The following is a 14,234-nucleotide window of genomic DNA, read 5'->3' as shown; positions in this document are numbered from 1 at the left end:
CTCTTACAACCGAGAGAAATCATTGAAAAGTGCAAGCCCCATTAACAGCACCAGCAAAATCGAGCCAATGCGATAACTAAAGTCTTGAACTCGCTCGGATACCGGTCCGCCTTTTAGCTTTTCAATCGCTAAAAACAGCAGATGGCCCCCATCTAATACGGGAAGCGGGAACAGGTTGATTATCCCCAGGTTCACGCTAATCAGCGCAAGGAACATGAGATAGTAAATCACCCCGAACTCCGCTGACATCCCAGCCCCCTGAGCAATCGAAATTGGCCCACTGAGGTTGTTCAGTTTCACATCACCGGTTATCAATTTCCCCAACATGTTGACCGTAAGCTTCATCAGCTGCCATGTTTTATCCGTGGCCTCAACGATGGCGCTAAACGGCCCATACTGGCGTATTGTCTTGTACTCATCTGGCAGTGGGATCACTTTCGGCACAACGCCGGCAAACCCTTCCGCCTTACCGCCGCCCGATTTGGTATCCGGGGTGAGGGTCAGTGAGAGCGAACTCCCCTGCCTTTCCACTTCCAGCGCGAGCGGCTTGCCTGGATTATCGCGCACCAGAGTAACAAAGGTCATCCATTGTGTTAATGGCTGACCATCGACTTTAACGATCCTGTCACCCGCTTGTAAACCTGCTTTACTCGCTGCCGAATTAGACTGCACTTCGGCTAACACCGGCTCGATCTGCGCGCTGCGCGGGCGAATCCCCAGTGTAGCGACTGGATCCTCTTTGTCTGGCTCAAAGCGCCAGTGGCGTAAATCCAGCACTTTTTCCTGCCGCTGGTCGGAACCAAAAGGCGATACGCTGACGGTTGTCTGCTCATCACCGATTTTCGCAACCAGTTGTAACCTCACGGCATCCCAATCAGGGGTTTCGATACCATCAATCGCTTTAAGTTCCATTCCCGGTGTAATTTGCGCCGTTGCCGCAATGGAACCCGTGGTGATCTCACCCACAACCGGGCGTACGCCAGGCACGCCGATAATAAACACCAGCCAGTAGGCGAAGATAGCGAAGATGAAATTGGCTACCGGTCCGGCAGCGATGATGGCAGCACGTTGGCCAACAGTTTTATTGTTGAACGCGCTATGTCGAAGTTCCGGGGCGACAGGCTCAACGCGTTCGTCGAGCATTTTGACATAGCCGCCCAGGGGGATCAGAGCAATGACAAACTCGGTGCCATGCTTATCGGTGCGCTTCCAGAGCGATTTGCCAAAGCCAATCGAGAATCGCTCTACCCGCACACCACAGCGCCGGGCAACCCAGAAATGGCCAAATTCATGCACGGTAATCAGTACACCCAATGCAACAATGAACGCCGCCAGATTCCAGAGAATGCTCAGCATAAAACCTTCCGTTATATCGTCCCAAACACCAGTAAAAGCAGGCAAGCAAATACGGGAACAGCCGCGGTAAGGCTGTCAATGCGATCCAGTATTCCGCCATGTCCTGGAATCAGGTGACCACTGTCCTTAATCCCTGCTTCACGCTTAAACATGCTCTCGGTTAAATCACCCAGCACCGATGCCAGCGCCGCGAAAATCGAACATATCAGCAGCGTGGAGGGGGCAACCTCAAGATTCGCCCAGACGCCATAGCCCCAGGAGATAATCGCTGCCGTAAACAGGCCGCCGATGAAGCCTTGCCAGGTTTTGCCCGGAGAAACCTTTGGCGCCAGTTTATGTTTGCCAAACAGTTTACCAAACATATAGGCTCCGGAGTCAGCCCCCCAGACGAGAATCATCACATAAAGCAGCCATATTGCGCCGCTGTAGTGGTTTTCGTCATAGTGCCAGGCGCGCAGCGCAACCATACCCCAGAAGAACGGAACAATCGTGAGCAGACCAAAAATAAGGCGCAACACTTTAGAGTTACGCCAGATCGCCGCAGAGCCCGGGTAGAAAAGCACTAAAACAAGCGCAGCAATCCACCAGGCCAGCGATATCCATAAGGATCCGGCAACCAGCGGCTGGTGAACATCGTGATGATATTCAGGCAAGGTATACAGCATCAGGGCCAGTAAAAAACCACAGAGTACCGCCAGCCATACCCGCTGAGTGCGCGAGGTAAAGCCGCTAAGCTGCCCCCATTCCCACGCGGCGAGCATACACACCACCAACGTAACAATAGCGAATCCCACCGGAGGCAGTAAAAACAGCGCTGCGATAACGACGGGTATTAATACAAAAGCGGAAATCAGGCGATACTTCAGCAAAAGCTACCCCCATCAGGCGTTATCGCCACCAGGCTCGGTGCCGCCGAAACGACGCTCTCGATTGGCAAAGGCATGCAGCGCACCTTCAAAGTCTTGTTCATCAAAATCTGGCCAAAGAACATCCGTAAAGTAAAGTTCAGCGTAGGCAATTTGCCACAGCAAAAAGTTACTTATGCGATGCTCCCCCCCTGTCCTTATAACCAAATCCACGGGAGCCAGTTCATTCATGCAGATTTGCTGACTCAGCGCCTCTTCATCAATCTGGTCGGGTCTTAACAGCCCTTCCTGAACCTGCTCAGCCAAATGCCGAACCCCCTGGATAATATCCCAGCGTCCGCCGTAATTCGCCGCGATATTGAGCGTCAGGCCGGTATTGTTTTCCGTCAGCGCTTCAGCTTTGCGAATCCGTTCCTGCAAACGTGAGTTAAAACGACTGGTTTCGCCAATAATACGCAAGCGGACGTTGTGGCGGTGCAGGCTTTTTACTTCACTATCGAGCGCCCACACGAACAGTTCCATCAACGCAGTCACTTCTTGCGCAGGTCGATTCCAGTTTTCACTGCTAAAAGCATAGAGCGTTAACGCATCAATGCCGTTATTGGCGGCAAAAGAAACGGCGCGGCGAACAGATTTCGCCCCGGCTTTATGCCCAAAGGCTCGTATCTTCCCTTGTCTTTTCGCCCAGCGGCCATTGCCATCCATGATGATTGCAACATGGCGACAGCCATGTGCTGGCAAGTTTTCGCTTATTGGTTGATTCGCAGACAACATAACGCGTTTTTAGTCCCTGAAAGGATTTAACGGTACACAGGAATACTGAAGCCTATACATAAAAAAGCCGTGTCATACCACGGCTTACCTGACCACTTAAAGCCAAATACCTGCGATCAGGTGGCGCAGACTATATCACTGAAGCCCAACGCTAACAAATAGCACGACGACTAGTGCTTGCTTTATCACCAGCTTGCGAGACGTGTCACCTGTTTACGCGCAACAATACGTGCCTGTTCATCCACGGCCAGCACCTCTTCCACACTCTGCGGCTCACGCAAATCCATCATCTCCAGCACGGATAAATTCAACGCGGCTATATCAGTAAAGCGGATCTGCTGATTCAGGAATGCTTCAACGGTCACTTCATTGGCTGCATTAAGCGCCGTTGTCGCCGCCTGCCCCTGATCGAAGGCCGTCATCGCCAGTTTCAGGCAGGGATAACGGTCGTAATCAGGCTCGCTAAACGTCAGTGAACTCAGCTTGCAAAAATCGAGAGGCTTAACGCCCGATTTTACGCGGTTTGGCCACGCCATCGTATGAGCAATAGGCGTACGCATATCCGGCTCGCCCAACTGGGCCAGCACGCTGCCGTCCTGATAGCGCACCATCGAGTGAATCACCGACTGCGGGTGGATCAGCACTTCCATCTGTTTCGCCGACGCATTGAACAGCCAGCGAGCTTCAATGTATTCCAGACCTTTATTCATCATGGTGGCCGAATCGACGGAGATCTTACGCCCCATTGACCAATTCGGATGACGACACGCCTGATCCGGCGTCATTGCGCTCAATTCAGACAGTGGCGTTTCACGGAACGGGCCACCAGACCCGGTAAGCAGAATCGACACAACGCCATTCTGCTCCAGGTCAGCGTACCCCAGGTTTTGTTGAAAAGGTTGGGGTAAACTCTGAAAAATCGCGTTGTGCTCGCTATCGACCGGCAAAAGACGCGCCCCACGCTGTTTTACCGCCTCCATAAAAAGGCGTCCGCAGGTGACCAGCGACTCTTTATTTGCAAGCAGAACATCTTTTCCCGCATCAATAGCGGCAAGCGTCGGCAGAAGACCCGCCGCCCCGACGATTGCCGCCATTACCTGATCAACTTCATCAAGCGAGGCCATATCGCAAGCCGCCTGTTGCCCGCTGAGCACTTCGGTACGACAGCCCTTCTCCTGCAACAGCGCTTTCACCTGGCGGGCGCTCTCTTCATCATCCATCACCGCAAAACGAGGGGTAAACTCCATGCACTGTTCGACCATTCGCTGCACGTTCTTTCCGGCCACAAGTGCGGTCACGGTGTAGCTGTCGGGATTATGACGTACGACGTCGAGAGTGCTGCAACCGATAGAGCCGGTCGAGCCGAGGAGAGTGAGATGCTTCATGAGATGCCCAAAAGTTAGACCAGATAAAAGCAAAACGCCGCCAGCAAGACTCAATGTCCTTCTGAACGGCGTTTATCAGTGTATAGCGAAAATCAGAACTGCATCAGTTCCGCTTCTTTTTCTGCCAGCGCCGCATCAATTTTCTTGATCGCCGCGTCGGTCATTTTCTGAATGTCGTCCTGAGAACGACGATCGTCATCTTCGCTGATCTCTTTTTCTTTCAGCAGGGCTTTCACTTTATCGTTCGCATCGCGACGCACGTTACGCACGGAAACGCGACCCTGCTCTGCTTCACCACGTACGACTTTGATCAGGTCTTTACGACGCTCTTCCGTCAGCGGAGGCAGTGGAACGCGAATATCCGCGCCCGCTGAGCTTGGGTTCAGACCCAGGTCAGATGCCATGATCGCTTTTTCAACGGCCGGGCTCATTGAGCGATCGAACACGTTGATTTTCAGGGTACGGGTATCTTCTACCGTCACGCTCGCCAACTGACGCAGTGGCGTAGGCGTACCGTAGTATTCTACGATGATGCCATCCAGCAGGCTTGGGGAAGCACGGCCAGTACGGATTTTGCTGATTTGGTTTTTGAACGCTTCTACGCATTTGTCCATGCGTACTTCAGCATCTTTTCTGATGTCGTTAATCACGATACGAATCCTTGAAAACTTGTCTCAGGCAGACTATCCGCCAGCACAGCGCTACAGGTGTGCTAAGTATAGTCGCGTTTAATTCATGACAGCGCCAAAGGCGCGTCCAGGTAAGATACCACTACAAAGTAAAGCGGAATCTTACCTGTATTTATCGCCGACGGAAATTATTCCGTGATCAAAGTGCCTTCTTTTTCGCCCATCACGACGCGACGCAGCGCGCCAGGCTTGTTCATGTTGAAAACACGGATCGGCAGTTTATGGTCGCGAGCAAGCGTGAAGGCGGCAAGATCCATCACTTTCAGCTCTTTATCCAGCACTTCGCTGTAGCTCAGCTGATCGTACATGGTCGCGGAAGGATCTTTTGCCGGGTCGGCAGTAAACACGCCATCTACTTTGGTCGCTTTCAGCACCACATCGGCTTCGATTTCGATACCGCGCAGGCAGGCTGCGGAATCGGTGGTAAAGAACGGGTTACCCGTACCGGCGGAGAGGATCACCACGCGGTTGTTGCGCAGCAGGCTGATAGCCTCTGCCCAGCTGTAGTTATCGCATACGCCATTCAAAGGAATAGCGGACATCAGGCGAGCGTTCACATAGGCGCGATGAAGCGCATCACGCATCGCCAGGCCATTCATCACGGTTGCCAGCATCCCCATGTGGTCGCCCACTACGCGGTTCATCCCCGCTTTCGCCAGACCAGCACCACGGAAAAGGTTGCCACCGCCAATGACCACGCCAACCTGAATACCCAGTTCGACCAGTTCTTTGATTTCCTGTGCCATGCGATCAAGGATGCTTGCGTCAATACCGAAGCCTTCCGATCCTTGCAGCGCTTCGCCACTCAGCTTAAGCAGAATGCGTTTGTACACGGGTTTTGCATTGGTAGCCATGTTTCTTTCCTGAGACTGTCAACGATTAAGATGGGGTTAATTCTGGCGACATGATATGTCGCAAATCAGCACAGCGATACTGGAGCCTGTCTGATTTCGTGAGACGGGTGACAAAAAGAAGCCGCCCTCAGGCGGCTCCTTTTCAATCATTAAGACTGCTTGGACATGGCAGCAACTTCTGCTGCGAAGTCAGTCTCAACTTTCTCGATGCCTTCGCCCACTTCGAAGCGGATGAAGCCAGTCACGTCAGCGTTGTGCTCTTTCAGCAGCTGAGCAACAGACTTGCTTGGATCCATTACGAAAGGCTGGCCAGTCAGAGAAACTTCGCCGGTGAATTTCTTCATGCGGCCTTCAACCATTTTCTCTGCGATTTCTTTTGGCTTACCAGACTGCATCGCGATGTCCAGCTGAACCTGGTACTCTTTCTCTACCACTTCAGCAGACACGTCTTCTGGCTTAACGAATTCTGGTTTGCTTGCAGCGATGTGCATTGCCAGCTGTTTAACCAGCTCTTCGTCAGCGCCTTTAGCCGCAACCAGAACACCGATACGCGCGCCGTGCTGGTAAGAGCCCAGAACATCGCCTTCCAGGGAAGATACGCGACGGATGTTGATGTTCTCACCGATTTTAGCAACCAGCGCAACACGCTCTTCTTCGAACTGTGCTTTCAGCACTTCAACGTCAGTGATTTTGCCTGCAACCGCTGCGTCCAGAACTTTGTTAGCAAATGCCTGGAAACCAGCATCTTTAGCAACGAAGTCAGTCTGGCAGTTAACTTCCAGAATGATGCCGTAGTTGCCGTCGATTTTGGTGATGATCACGCCGTCAGCAGCAACGTTGCCTGCTTTCTTAGCTGCTTTGATCGCACCGGATTTACGCATGTTTTCGATTGCCAGCTCGATGTCGCCGTTCGCTTCGGTCAGCGCTTTCTTGCAATCCATCATGCCTGCGCCAGTACGCTCACGCAGCTCTTTTACCAGGGATGCGGTAATTTCAGCCATTCTTAAATCCTCGGGAGATGTGAACTGCCCGGCCGGGAGCCAAACAGTATAAATTGAAAAAAGGGGCCGATAATGGGCCCCTATTCATACACGGTACTAATAAGGGGTAAAACCTTATTATTCAGCTTCTACGAAGCTTTCTTCCGCCTGAGAAGCCAGATCCTGGGAACGGCCTTCACGAACGGTAGCAGCTACAGCGCTCAGGTACAGGCTAACAGCACGGATTGCGTCGTCGTTACCCGGGATAACGAAGTCAACACCGTCCGGATCGGAGTTGGTATCAACGATAGCGAATACCGGGATACCCAGGTTGTTAGCTTCTTTGATTGCGATGTGCTCGTGGTCTGCATCGATTACGAACAGCGCGTCTGGCAGGCCGCCCATATCTTTGATACCGCCCAGGCTGTTTTCCAGCTTGTCCAGTTCACGAGTGCGCATCAGCGCTTCTTTCTTAGTCAGCTTATCGAAAGTACCGTCCTGAGACTGGGTTTCCAGATCTTTCAGGCGCTTGATGGACTGACGAACAGTTTTCCAGTTGGTCAGCATGCCGCCCAACCAGCGATGGTTCACGAAGAACTGGTCGCAGCTGTTAGCAGCATCTTTCACAGCTTCGCTTGCAGCGCGCTTAGTACCAACGAACAGAATCTTACCTTTACGGGAAGAGATCTTGCTCAGCTCAGCCAGGGCTTCGTTGAACATTGGTACAGTCTTCTCAAGGTTGATGATGTGAACTTTGTTACGTGCGCCGAAGATGAAAGGCTTCATTTTCGGGTTCCAGTAACGGGTCTGGTGACCGAAGTGAACACCAGCCTTGAGCATGTCGCGCATGGAAACAGTTGCCATGTTTAAAACCTCTATATTGAAAGTTGGGGTTATGCCTCCACGTATCCCATATTACCGACCCCGAAGGGCACCCCGGAATATGTGCCGATACGTGTGTGTTGTTACACAAAGTGAGATTTGTCGCTCCCGTCCAGCCTGTGTATCTGAGATGGATCGGAAGTCCGGCGCGCTTTATATCACAAAACACGGCCAGAAACCAATAATTGTTGGCGGAGTGTGCTGTTAATGATTCTCAATTTGGCACGGGGTGCGCCTGACTGATACCATTGACAACACTTACACTAGTATTGTCGAAAAAATCGACACCGATGGACAGATTACATGGCTATCTCTATTAAGACACCTGAAGAAATTGAAAAGATGCGCGTCGCCGGTCGTCTGGCCGCTGACGTGCTTGAAATGATCGAACCGTTTGTGAAACCGGGCGTCAGCACCGGCGAACTGGATCGCATCTGTAACGACTATATCGTCAACGAGCAGCACGCGGTCTCCGCCTGCCTTGGCTATCACGGTTTTCCAAAATCCGTCTGCATCTCTATTAATGAAGTGGTTTGCCACGGCATTCCGGATGACGAGAAGCTGCTGAAAGATGGCGATATCGTCAACATCGACGTGACCGTCATTAAAGACGACTACCACGGTGACACCTCTAAGATGTTCATCGTTGGCAAGCCAACGATTCTGGGCGAGCGCCTGTGTAAAGTCACCCAGGACAGCCTCTACCTGGCGCTGAAAATGGTGAAGCCAGGCATCCGCCTGCGCACCATCGGCGCCGCAATCCAGAAGTTTGTGGAAGCGGAAGGTTTCTCCGTGGTGCGTGAATATTGCGGTCACGGTATTGGTCGTGTGTTCCATGAAGAACCGCAAGTTCTGCACTATGATGCAGACGACGGTGGCGTAGTGCTGCAAAAGGGCATGACCTTTACTATTGAGCCAATGGTCAACGCGGGCGATTACCGCATCCGTACCATGAAAGATGGCTGGACGGTAAAAACCAAAGACAGAAGCTTGTCTGCCCAGTACGAGCATACTATTGTGGTTACAGACAACGGCTGCGAAATTATGACGTTGCGCAAGGATGACACCATCCCGGCGATACTGACGAACATTGAGTGATAAGAAGCCGGCGAATGCCGGCTTTTTTAATGGCGATAGCTTTTTCTTATGGGTGGCGCACGATGAGTAATCTCTTACCCGAACAGTATGCTAACACAGCACTTCCCACCCTCCCCGACCAGCCTGACAACCCGGGCGTCTGGCCACCGCATGAGCTGACCTGCGCGCATATCAAATCCCATATGGCGGTTTTCCATCGCTGGCTGGGTAGCGCATTTGATGCAGGCGTCTCAGCCGAACAGCTCATTGAAGCGCGCACCGAATTTATCGACCAGCTCCTGCAACGTCTGTGGATCGACTACGGTTTCGGGCAGGTGAGCGACGTCGCGCTGGTTGCTGTCGGCGGATATGGCCGGGGTGAACTGCATCCGCTCTCTGATATCGACCTGCTAATCTTAAGCCGTAAAAAACTGCCGGACGATCGGGCGCAGAAAATCGGTGAGCTGTTGACCCTGCTCTGGGACGTGAAGCTGGAAGTGGGTCACAGCGTGCGCACGCTGGAAGAGTGTCTGCTGGAAGGGTTATCTGACCTGACCGTCGCTACCAATTTAATTGAAACCCGCCTGCTGATTGGCGACGTGGCGCTGTTCCTCGAACTGCAAAAGCACATCTTTAGCGACGGCTTCTGGCCTTCAGAAAAATTCTTCGCCGCGAAAGTCGAAGAACAAAACCAGCGCCACCAGCGCTATCACGGCACCAGCTATAATCTCGAACCGGATATTAAAAGCAGCCCCGGTGGCCTGCGCGATATCCACACGCTGCAATGGGTCGCCCGTCGCCATTTTGGGGCCACCTCGCTGGACGAAATGGTCGGTTTTGGTTTTCTGACCGAAGCCGAACGTAACGAACTCAACGAGTGCCTGCATCTGCTCTGGCGCATCCGTTTTGCGCTGCACCTGGAGGTCACCCGCTACGATAACCGCCTGCTGTTTGACCGGCAGCTTAGCGTGGCGCAGCGCCTGAATTACCAGGGCGAGGGCAACGAGCCGGTCGAGCAAATGATGAAGGATTTCTTCCGCGTCACTCGCCGCGTCTCTGAGCTGAACCAGATGCTGTTACAGCTGTTCGATGAGGCGATCCTCGCGCTGACGGCAGACGAAAAACCGCGTCCGATTGATGACGAATTTCAGCTGCGCGGCACGCTGATCGATCTTCGCGACGAAACGCTGTTCATCCGCGAACCGGAAGCTATCCTGCGAATGTTCTACACCATGGTGCGCAACAGCACGATCACCGGGATCTACTCCACCACCCTGCGTCATCTGCGCCATGCACGACGCCATCTGAAGCAGCCGCTGTGTTACATCCCGGAGGCGCGCTCGCTGTTCCTGAGCATGCTTCGTCATCCGGGCGCCGTCAGCCGCGGTCTGCTGCCGATGCACCGTCACAGCGTATTGTGGGCCTATATGCCCCAGTGGTCGCATATTGTCGGGCAGATGCAGTTCGACCTGTTTCACGCCTATACGGTAGATGAGCACACAATCCGCGTCATGCTGAAGCTGGAAAGCTTCGCTAAAGAAGAGACGCGATCCCGCCATCCGCTGTGCGTTGATCTGTGGCCACGTCTGGCGCACCCGGAGCTGATCCTGATCGCCGCCCTGTTCCATGATATCGCCAAAGGTCGCGGCGGCGACCACTCCGTACTCGGTGCCCAGGACGTGCTGAAATTTGCCGAGCTGCACGGTCTGAACTCGCGTGAAACGCAGCTTATCGCCTGGCTGGTTCGCCATCATCTGCTGATGTCGGTTACCGCTCAGCGTCGTGATATTCAGGATCCGGAAGTGATCAAGCAGTTCGCCGAGGAAGTGCAAACGGAGAACCGCCTGCGCTACCTGGTCTGCCTGACGGTAGCCGATATCTGCGCCACCAACGAAACCCTGTGGAACAGCTGGAAGCAGAGCCTGCTGCGCGAGCTGTACTTCGCCACCGAAAAACAGCTGCGTCGCGGGATGCAGAACACCCCGGATATGCGCGAGCGCGTGCGCCACCACCAGTTGCAGGCGCTTGCCCTGTTGCGCATGGATAACATTAACGAAGAGGCACTACATCAGATTTGGGCGCGCTGTCGCGCCAACTACTTTGTGCGCCACAGCCCAAACCAGCTTGCATGGCACGCCCGGCATCTGCTGAAGCACGACCTGACGAAACCAATGATTCTGCTCAGCCCGCAGGCCACGCGTGGCGGAACGGAGATCTTTATCTGGAGCCCGGACCGGCCTTATTTGTTTGCGGCGGTCTGCGCCGAACTGGACAGGCGTAACCTGAGCGTTCACGACGCGCAGATTTTTACCACCCGCGACGGCATGGCGATGGACACCTTTATTGTACTGGAGCCGGATGGCAGCCCGCTGTCGTCGGACAGGCATGAGGGGATACGCTTTGGCCTCGAGCAGGCGATTACGCAGCGCAGCTGGCAACCTCCGCAGCCGCGACGTCAGCCAGCAAAACTGCGCCACTTTACCGTCGATACCGAGGTCAATTTCCTGCCGACCCATACCGACCGTAAATCGTTCCTTGAGCTGATTGCGCTCGACCAGCCAGGGCTGCTCGCCCGCGTCGGCCAGGTATTTGCCGATCTGGGAATTTCGCTTCACGGCGCCCGAATTACAACCATTGGCGAACGAGTAGAAGATTTATTTATAATCGCGACGGCCGACCGGCGTGCCCTTAATAATGACCTGCAACTTGAAGTGCAACAACGGTTGACAGCAGCCCTCAATCCAAACGATAAAGGGTGACGTGTTTTTTAGTGAAATGGAAAGAGTAAACAATGCAGCAGTTACAGAACGTTATTGAGTCCGCTTTTGAGCGTCGCGCCGACATCACTCCGGCAAATGTGGATACCGTGACCCGTGAAGCGGTAAACCAGGTTATTTCCCTGCTGGATTCCGGCGCGCTGCGCGTGGCAGAAAAAATCGACGGTCAGTGGGTTACTCATCAATGGCTGAAGAAAGCTGTGCTGCTCTCTTTCCGTATCAACGATAACCAGGTTATCGACGGAGCAGAAAGCCGCTACTTCGATAAAGTGCCAATGAAATTTGCGGATTACGACGAAGCGCGCTTCCAGAAAGAGGGCTTCCGCGTAGTACCACCGGCAGCCGTTCGTCAGGGGGCATTCATCGCACGCAACACCGTGCTGATGCCATCCTACGTGAACATCGGCGCCTACGTTGACGAAGGCACCATGGTGGACACCTGGGCTACCGTCGGCTCCTGCGCGCAGATCGGTAAAAATGTTCACCTGTCCGGCGGCGTCGGCATTGGTGGCGTTCTGGAGCCACTTCAGGCTAACCCAACCATCATCGAAGACAACTGCTTCATCGGCGCACGTTCCGAAGTGGTTGAAGGCGTGATCGTCGAAGAAGGTTCTGTGATCTCCATGGGCGTGTACATTGGCCAGAGCACCCGTATTTACGATCGCGAAACCGGTGAAATTCACTACGGCCGCGTTCCAGCCGGTTCCGTTGTGGTTTCCGGCAACCTGCCGTCTAAAGATGGCAAATACAGCCTGTACTGTGCGGTCATCGTGAAAAAAGTGGATGCGAAAACGCGCGGTAAAGTGGGCATCAATGAACTGCTGCGCACCATCGATTAATCGGGTATAACAAAAAGCGGGGGCAACCCCGCTTTTTTTATATCCGAAGGTGGCGAAAATAGATTTTTTCGTTAATTATTCATAGGTTATGTTGAGATCAAGGGTACCGCTATGTACGATAATCTGAAAAGTCTGGGCATTACCAATCCTGATGAAATTGATCGTTATAGTCTCCGCCAGGAAGCCAATAACGATATTTTGAAAATCTATTTTCACAAGGACAAAGGAGAGTTCTTCGCCAAAAGCGTGAAATTTAAATACCCACGCCAGCGTAAGACCGTTGTCGCTGACGGTATCGGTCAGGGATATAAAGAAGTACAGGAAATCAGCCCTAACCTGCGCTACGTTATCGACGAACTCGATCAAATCTGCCAGCGCGATCGCAGCGAAGTCGATCTGAAACGTAAGATCCTTGACGACCTGCGTCACCTGGAAAGTGTTGTTACCCATAAGATCAGCGAAATTGAAGCTGATCTTGAGAAATTGACGCGTAACAAATGAGCCGTTTTATTGCCCGGTGGCGCTTCGCTTACCGGGCCTACGAACGCATGTAGTCAGGGTAAAGCGAAGCCGCCACCCGGCAAAAAGCATCATCTTTGTTCATCCAGCTGCAACGCCACATACAGCAGTAGCCGGTCGTCAAAATTCCCTAAATCCAGCCCCGTCAGTTCCGAGATCCGGTTTAACCTATACTCCAGCGTATTACGGTGAATAAACAGCGCTTTTGACGTTGCCAGCGGCTGCACGTTATGCCGGAACCACGCCTGCAACGTGCGGCGCAGCAGCCCGTTGTTGTCCATCGCTTTCAGACGTACAAGCGGGCGCGCCAGCTCGTTGGCCTGCCAGCCACCGCGCAGGCTGTCGAGCAGGACCGGCAGCATCAGATCCTGATAGAAATAACTGCGGCTCTCCGGCATGCGCTGTTTACCCACCATCATGGTAGTGCGCGCCGTTCGCCATGAACGGGCGATACTTCCCGGCCCGGTAAAGTAATTTCCCAGCGCGACGCGAAAACGGAGCTGTCCGTTCTCCTTCATGCGCTCGATGAGCAGCTCAACGCGGCGACGATGATCTTCCGCGTCCCAGCGACCAAACTGATTAAGCGCAGGCTTGGGCACCACCATTTCCGTCAAAGAGACTATTGCCACCAGGTTGTTACGCTCCGGCGTCGCCAGCATATTTTGCAGCTGCTGTAGCTCCACCATGGCGCTGTCCACGCCAAGCTGGCCGCTATCCACCTCAATAACGGCGACCACGCGCGGCTGATTCAGGTCGATACCCAGACGCTGCGCCCACTCACTCAGGGCAGGCGTGTGCTCCTCCGCCTGGATCAAATTCATCACCAGCTCTTCACGCAGGCGGCTGTCCTGGGCGAGCAGATGCATCAGACGCGACTGCTCCAGCATCATCTCCGCCGTCATGCAGACCAGCTCGCCGTATTTACGCAGCGATTCAGGATCGCCGGTCAGACCGATAACGCCAACAATCTCTCCTTCCAGACGCAGCGGCAGGTTGATCCCCTGACGGACCCCGTGCAGATGTTTCGCCACGGCGTCATCAATGTCGACCACGCGCCCCTGAGAGAGCACCAGCAACGCCCCTTCGTGCAATTCACCAATACGCTCACGATCGCCGCTGCCGATAATGCGCCCTCGGGCGTCCATTACGTTGATATTGGTATCGATGATTCGCATGGTGCGCGCCACGATATCCTGCGCCATTTTGGTATCAAGATGCCAGCCAGCCATATAACCC

13 protein-coding genes are annotated in these 14,234 nt (G+C 53.7%); 4 read left to right on the top strand and 9 right to left on the bottom strand.

Translation table 11 applies throughout. The features are described 5' to 3' along the window. Positions 1–3 precede the first annotated feature (3 nt). The 8 genes from rseP to rpsB all read right to left on the bottom strand — a co-directional run bounded on the left by rseP (position 4) and on the right by rpsB (position 7,768). Positions 4–1,356, bottom strand: coding sequence for a sigma E protease regulator RseP (rseP, locus tag ACQG1K_RS04000; RefSeq protein ID WP_022647108.1), 1,353 nt, complete (start codon positions 1,354–1,356; stop codon positions 4–6). Between the two features lie 11 nt (positions 1,357–1,367). After that, positions 1,368–2,225, bottom strand: coding sequence for a phosphatidate cytidylyltransferase (gene cdsA / locus ACQG1K_RS03995; protein ID WP_023299368.1), 858 nt, complete (start codon positions 2,223–2,225; stop codon positions 1,368–1,370). A 12-nt stretch (positions 2,226–2,237) separates the two neighbouring features. After that, complete coding sequence (gene ispU / locus ACQG1K_RS03990; protein WP_003856176.1) at positions 2,238–2,996, bottom strand: (2E,6E)-farnesyl-diphosphate-specific ditrans,polycis-undecaprenyl-diphosphate synthase; 759 nt, start codon at positions 2,994–2,996, stop codon at positions 2,238–2,240. A 185-nt stretch (positions 2,997–3,181) separates the two neighbouring features. Further along, positions 3,182–4,381, bottom strand: a complete 1,200-nt coding sequence (gene ispC / locus ACQG1K_RS03985; protein WP_023299367.1) for a 1-deoxy-D-xylulose-5-phosphate reductoisomerase — start codon at positions 4,379–4,381, stop codon at positions 3,182–3,184. A 92-nt stretch (positions 4,382–4,473) separates the two neighbouring features. Further along, positions 4,474–5,031, bottom strand: coding sequence for a ribosome recycling factor (gene frr, locus ACQG1K_RS03980; protein ID WP_003856180.1), 558 nt, complete (start codon positions 5,029–5,031; stop codon positions 4,474–4,476). Positions 5,032–5,198: 167 nt separating this feature from the next. Continuing rightward, positions 5,199–5,924 (bottom strand): UMP kinase, encoded by a 726-nt coding sequence (pyrH, locus tag ACQG1K_RS03975; protein WP_008501910.1) that lies wholly within the window; start codon positions 5,922–5,924, stop codon positions 5,199–5,201. Positions 5,925–6,073: 149 nt separating this feature from the next. Beyond that, the gene (tsf, locus tag ACQG1K_RS03970) at positions 6,074–6,925 is read right to left on the bottom strand and encodes a translation elongation factor Ts (protein ID WP_015572722.1); all 852 of its coding nucleotides are present in this window, start codon (positions 6,923–6,925) and stop codon (positions 6,074–6,076) included. Positions 6,926–7,042: 117 nt separating this feature from the next. Next, positions 7,043–7,768 (bottom strand): 30S ribosomal protein S2, encoded by a 726-nt coding sequence (rpsB, locus tag ACQG1K_RS03965; RefSeq protein WP_022647105.1) that lies wholly within the window; start codon positions 7,766–7,768, stop codon positions 7,043–7,045. Positions 7,769–8,089: 321 nt separating this feature from the next. On the opposite strand from rpsB, the gene map reads away from it, so the two are divergent. The 4 genes from map (at position 8,090) to ACQG1K_RS03945 (ending at position 12,980) form a co-directional block, all read left to right on the top strand. After that, the gene (map, locus tag ACQG1K_RS03960) at positions 8,090–8,884 is read left to right on the top strand and encodes a type I methionyl aminopeptidase (RefSeq protein ID WP_022647104.1); all 795 of its coding nucleotides are present in this window, start codon (positions 8,090–8,092) and stop codon (positions 8,882–8,884) included. A gap of 62 nt (positions 8,885–8,946) precedes the next feature. Next, entirely contained in the window at positions 8,947–11,622 is a 2,676-nt protein-coding gene (gene glnD / locus ACQG1K_RS03955; protein ID WP_367074799.1) for a bifunctional uridylyltransferase/uridylyl-removing protein GlnD, read from the top strand. A 32-nt stretch (positions 11,623–11,654) separates the two neighbouring features. Then, positions 11,655–12,479 (top strand): 2,3,4,5-tetrahydropyridine-2,6-dicarboxylate N-succinyltransferase, encoded by an 825-nt coding sequence (gene dapD, locus ACQG1K_RS03950; RefSeq protein WP_003856214.1) that lies wholly within the window; start codon positions 11,655–11,657, stop codon positions 12,477–12,479. 111 nt (positions 12,480–12,590) lie between these two features. Further along, entirely contained in the window at positions 12,591–12,980 is a 390-nt protein-coding gene (locus tag ACQG1K_RS03945) for a DUF3461 family protein (RefSeq protein WP_022647102.1), read from the top strand. Between the two features lie 89 nt (positions 12,981–13,069). Here the strand turns inward: ACQG1K_RS03945 and ACQG1K_RS03940 are convergent, their stop codons facing one another. Continuing rightward, positions 13,070–14,227, bottom strand: a complete 1,158-nt coding sequence (locus ACQG1K_RS03940) for a CdaR family transcriptional regulator (protein WP_426720945.1) — start codon at positions 14,225–14,227, stop codon at positions 13,070–13,072. Positions 14,228–14,234: the final 7 nt, after the last annotated feature.

The organism is Enterobacter cloacae complex sp. 402C9 (genome assembly GCF_050030745.1).
Taxonomy (GTDB): domain Bacteria; phylum Pseudomonadota; class Gammaproteobacteria; order Enterobacterales; family Enterobacteriaceae; genus Enterobacter; species Enterobacter intestinihominis.
Note: the sequence above shows the minus strand (reverse complement) of the source record. Positions and strands in the feature narration are given on the sequence as shown.